This is a genomic window from Aquidulcibacter sp. (genome assembly GCF_020253525.1).
Classification (GTDB): domain Bacteria; phylum Pseudomonadota; class Alphaproteobacteria; order Caulobacterales; family Aquidulcibacteraceae; genus Aquidulcibacter.
In genome coordinates this window covers 1-5,211 of record NZ_JADCBK010000150.1, presented here as the reverse complement: position 1 = coordinate 5,211, position 5,211 = coordinate 1, and the positions used below count along the sequence as shown (strand labels likewise).

At 57.5% G+C, this 5,211-nt stretch carries 2 protein-coding genes; both read left to right on the top strand.

Annotated elements, in window-relative coordinates; translation table 11 throughout:
• Positions 1–1,895, top strand: a 1,895-nt coding sequence (glyS, locus tag IOB61_RS15385) for a glycine--tRNA ligase subunit beta (RefSeq protein ID WP_290818628.1), incomplete at its 5' end; no start/stop codon positions are given.
• 270 nt (positions 1,896–2,165) lie between these two features.
• Positions 2,166–4,823, top strand: coding sequence for a pyruvate, phosphate dikinase (ppdK, locus tag IOB61_RS15380; protein WP_290818626.1), 2,658 nt, complete (start codon positions 2,166–2,168; stop codon positions 4,821–4,823).
• Positions 4,824–5,211 lie beyond the last annotated feature (388 nt).

Sequence of the window (5,211 nt, the reverse complement as noted above, 5' to 3'; positions counted from 1 at the left end):
CGCCGCGCCGTCTTGTGGCAGTTGTCGAAGGCCTGCCCGAGCGAACCGCCGATGTGCGGGAAGAGCGCAAAGGCCCCAAAGTCGATGCCCCCGCCCAAGCCATTGAGGGCTTTTTGCGCGGTGCGGGCCTAAGTGACATCGCCCAAGCCCGCGTCGTCTCTGACCCGAAAAAAGGTGATTTTTACGTCGCCGATCTCGTGAAGCCAGGCCGGGCAACGCCTGCGGCCTTGGCTGAAATCGTGCCCAATATCATCCGCAACTTCCCGTGGCCCAAGAGCATGCGCTGGGGCGAGGGGACATTGCGCTGGGCGCGACCCTTGCACCGGATTGTTGCGGTGTTTGATGGCGAGATCGTACCGTTTGATGTCGATGGGATCGCGGCCTGCAATATCAGCGAGGGCCACCGGTTCCACGGCACGGGCACGTTTGAAGTCAAGGATTTTGAGGATTATGAGGCCAAATTGGCTGCTTCCCATGTCGTCCTCGACCGCGACCAGCGCAAGGCGCAAATCAAGGCAGATGCCCAGACGCTGTGCCATGCCCGCAATCTTGAACTTATTGAAGATGAAGGGCTTTTAGAGGAAGTCTGCGGTCTGGTAGACGAGCCCCATGTGATTATGGGCGATATGGATCCTTCCTTCTTGGACCTACCGCCAGAAGTCATTCGCCTCACTTTGCGCGTCAATCAGAAATATTTTGTTGTCCGCGACCCGAAGACCGGTGGCCTCGCGCCGCACTTCATCGTGGTGTCCAATGTGAAGGCAAAAGATGGTGGCAAGAAAATCGCGCTGGGCAATGCCCGCGTGCTGGCTGCCCGCCTCAATGATGCCCGCTATTTCTGGGACTTGGACCGCAAGGCGAGCCTCGAAAGCCGCGTGCCGAAGCTCGATACTTTGGTGTTCCACGAAAAGCTTGGCAGTGTGGGCGATAAAGTGCGCCGCATTGTGGCGCTGGCAGGCGAGATTGCGCCTCTGGTTGGGGCCGATGTCGCTTCAGCCAAGCATGCAGCGCTTTTAGCAAAAGCCGATTTGACAACCGAAATGGTTGGTGAATTCCCAGAACTTCAAGGGGTTATGGGGCGCTATTATCAGCTTCAACAAGGTGGAAGTTTTGCTTCCAACCAAATCATCGCCGACGCCATCCGCGATCATTATAAGCCCGTCGGCCCGTCCGATCAGGTGCCGAGCGAGCCTGTCGCAATGGCCGTGGCCTTGGCAGATAAACTTGATACGCTGACCGGCTTCTTCAAGATTGGTGAGAAGCCAACAGGCTCTGGCGACCCCTATGCGCTGCGCCGCGCGGCACTGGGTGTGATCCGGATTGTGCGGGATGCAGGCGTGCGGTTTGCGTTAGCCGAAAAAACCAAAGCCAATGGCTTGCTCGACTTCATCCTCGAGCGCTTGCGTGTATCCCTCCGCGATGAAGGCTTTGCGCCCGATGTGCTCGAAGCCGCTTTCGCCATTCCCGATGATGACATCGTGCGAATCGTCGCGCGTGTGACGGCTCTGGCCAAAGTGCTGAAAACCGAGGATGGGGCCAATCTAGTCGCGGGCCTTAAGCGCGGGGCCAATATTTTGCGCGCTGAGGAAAAGAAGGACGGGGCAGCCGCAGAAGGCAGCGTTTCAGAGGCGCTTCTGCGCGAACCAGCCGAGCAGGGGCTGTATCAAGCCCTGCTGGCGGCGGAAAGCCAGTTGGAACAAGCTTTGGCTACTGAGGCCTTTGACGCCGCCATGGGCGCATTGGCAGCCCTTCGTGGCCCCGTTGACCATTTCTTTGAGGGGGTCCTCGTCAATGATGCTGATGCAGCCATTCGCAAGAACCGTTTGGCACTATTGGTAAAATTGCGCGCGGTGAGCGAGCGGGTCGCCGACTTTTCCAAGCTCGCAGGCGGCTAAGCCAAGCCCACCCCACGTGCGGCTTCTTGGCCCCACACCAAAGACTGAGCCGTGGCCCAAGACTTGCTTTCCACGTGGGATCGGTCTGGGCATTTGCCCGGATTCTGGACGATTTTGCGTGTTGTAAAACTACATATCCAGAAGGGTGTGTGTCTTGCGACACAGTTCAGCCGTTCTGGGCTTTCATGTGGGTTGATAACTCACCCGACTGCCTTAGAAGGGCCGCTAACACGCGCCTGCGGCGCAGGAATCACATGAGGCACACGCTACATGAGTAAATTGGTTTATAGCTTTGGAGCAGGGCTCGCCGATGGCGATGCCAGCATGAAGAATCTATTGGGCGGCAAAGGTGCGAACCTTGCTGAAATGAACAAGATCGGCCTTCCCGTTCCTCCAGGCTTTACCATCACCACCGAAGTCTGCACGGCCTTTTATGCTTTGGGCCAAAAATATCCCGATGCTTTGGCCGATGAAGTCAAAGCAGCCATGGCCAAGGTTGAGGGCACGGTCGGCAAAGGCTTTGGCGATGCGGCAAACCCGCTTTTGGTCTCGGTCCGCTCTGGCGCGCGTGCCTCCATGCCCGGCATGATGGACACGGTCTTGAACCTCGGCCTGAATGACCAAACGGTGGAAGGCCTCGCGGCCCAATCTGGCAACCGCCGCTTTGCTTTTGATAGCTATCGGCGCTTCATCCAAATGTATTCCAATGTGGTCCTCGAACTCGACCACCACATGTTTGAGGATATTCTTGAAAGCTATAAGGAAGTCCACGACTATACGATCGACACCGATCTTGAAGCCGAAGATTGGGAAAAAGTCGTCGTCCAATATAAGGCGGCTGTTGAATCGGCCATGGGCAAGCCGTTCCCGCAGGATGTGAACGACCAATTGTGGGGCGCGGTCGGGGCGGTGTTCCGCTCGTGGATGAATGATCGGGCCGACTTCTACCGCAAAATGCACGACATTCCCGAAAGCTGGGGTACGGCCGTAAACGTCCAAGCCATGGTGTTTGGCAATATGGGCGAAACCTCGGCCACCGGTGTAGCCTTCACGCGCAACCCTTCGACGGGTGAGCGTTTGTTCTATGGCGAATATCTGATCAATGCCCAAGGGGAAGATGTGGTGGCCGGCATCCGCACGCCAAAGTCCATCACCCGTGTTCAGCGCGAAACCATGGGTGAGGGCGGTCTTTCCATGGAAGAAGCCTTGCCCGAAGTGTTCCAACAGCTCGTGCAAGTCTATGGCCAGTTGGAAGGCCATTATCGCGACATGCAGGATATTGAGTTCACGGTCGAGCGCGGCAAACTCTGGATGCTGCAAACCCGTAACGGCAAGCGCACCGCGAAAGCGGCTCTGAAGATCGCCGTCGACATGGTTGCCGAAGGCCTCATTACGGAGAATGAAGCCGTCATGCGGGTCGATCCAGCAGCGCTAGACCAATTGCTGCACCCCACAATTGCGCCAGGTGCCGCGCGCGACTTGATCGCCGTGGGCTTGCCCGCTTCGCCGGGCGCTGCCGTTGGCGAAGTGGTGTTTGACCCCGATGAAGCCGAAGAAATGGCCAAAGCAGGCAAGTCGGTCATTCTGGTGCGTGAAGAAACCAGCCCCGAAGATATTCATGGCATGCATGCCAGCCGCGCCATCGTCACCTCACGCGGTGGTATGACCAGCCATGCTGCCGTTGTTGCACGCGGCATGGGCCGTCCTTGCGTATCGGGTGCAGGCGATATTCGCATCGACGAAGAGGCAGGCGTGTTCAAAGTGCGCGGCCGCGAGATCAAAAAGGGCGATATCATTTCGGTTGATGGCTCTAAGGGCGAAGTCCTATTTGGCGCGGTTGAAATGGAACAGCCTGAATTGTCCGGCGATTTTGCTGCCCTCATGGTCTGGGCTGATAAGGTTCGCCGCCTGAAGGTTCGCGCCAACGCCGAAACTCCGCTTGATGTGCGCACCGCACGTGAGTTTGGGGCCGAAGGCGTGGGCCTGTGCCGGACAGAGCATATGTTCTTCGACGCCGACCGGATTGCCGCTGTGCGCGAGATGATTTTGTCGGAAACTAAAGCAGGCCGCGTCTTGGCCTTGACCAAGATTTTGCCCATGCAACGGCGCGACTTTGTTGAGATTTTCACCATCATGAAGGGCTTGCCCTGCACGATCCGTCTGCTCGACCCGCCCTTGCATGAATTCCTGCCGCACAGCTTGGAAGATGTGGAGGCTGTGGCCAATGCCACCGGTCTTGATAAGGCAAAGCTTTTGGAGCGCGCGAAAGACCTACATGAAGTCAATCCGATGCTGGGCCATCGCGGATGCCGCCTCGGCATCACCTATCCAGAAATCTATGAGATGCAGGCGCGTGCGATCTTTGAGGCAGCCATTGAAGTCGCCAAGGCCGAAGGCGAAGCCCCCGTGCCTGAAATCATGATCCCGCTGGTGGCGACCGAAAAGGAATTGCAAATCCTGAAAGATCGTGTCGATGCCGTCGGTCGCGAAGTGATGGATCATGAGGGGATGGAGATTGAGTATTCGGTCGGCACCATGATCGAATTGCCGCGCGCTGCGTTGAAAGCCGATGAGATTGCCCGTCAGGCAGCCTTCTTCTCTTTCGGTACCAATGACTTAACCCAGACAACCCTCGGCATAAGCCGCGACGATTCCGGCCGCTTCATGGGGGCCTATGTCGAACAGGGCATTTTCGAGAAAGATCCCTTTGTGACCTTGGATCAATCTGGTGTTGGCGATTTGATCAAGATCGCGCGCGATCGCGGTCGGGCAACCAAGCCTGATTTGAAACTGGGCATTTGCGGCGAACATGGCGGCGATCCAGCCTCTATCACCTTCTGCGAAAAAGCGGGCCTCGACTATGTATCCTGCTCGCCCTATCGCGTCCCCATCGCGCGCTTGGCGGCAGCCCAAGCGGCGTTGAGCTGAGCTGAGACACGACCGAGAAGGCGGGGCGAACGGAGCGCGCAACAAAAGTTGCGCATGTGATCGCGTTGAAAGGCGCAGCTAGTGCTGCGCGCTCCATTTTGAGGCTCTCTATCTAGAAGCGTTTTGGTGATCCTTCCGGTTCACCAAACCGCTACCAAAATTGTTTCTGCGACCTCGGGGGAGTCAAGTGCGCAGCTTCGCTGCGTCGCGACGCGATCCTTGATGATCCATTTTGGTGAAACAAGGTTTCCACCAAAATGGGTCTGGATGAAAAAAACCTTGAACGATGTCATCCCCGATGGCGTCAGCCAATCGGGGACCTTGTGCCGCAAAATCCCATGGGGTCCCCGCTCTCCACTGCGTTCCGGCGGGGATGACATCGTGGGGG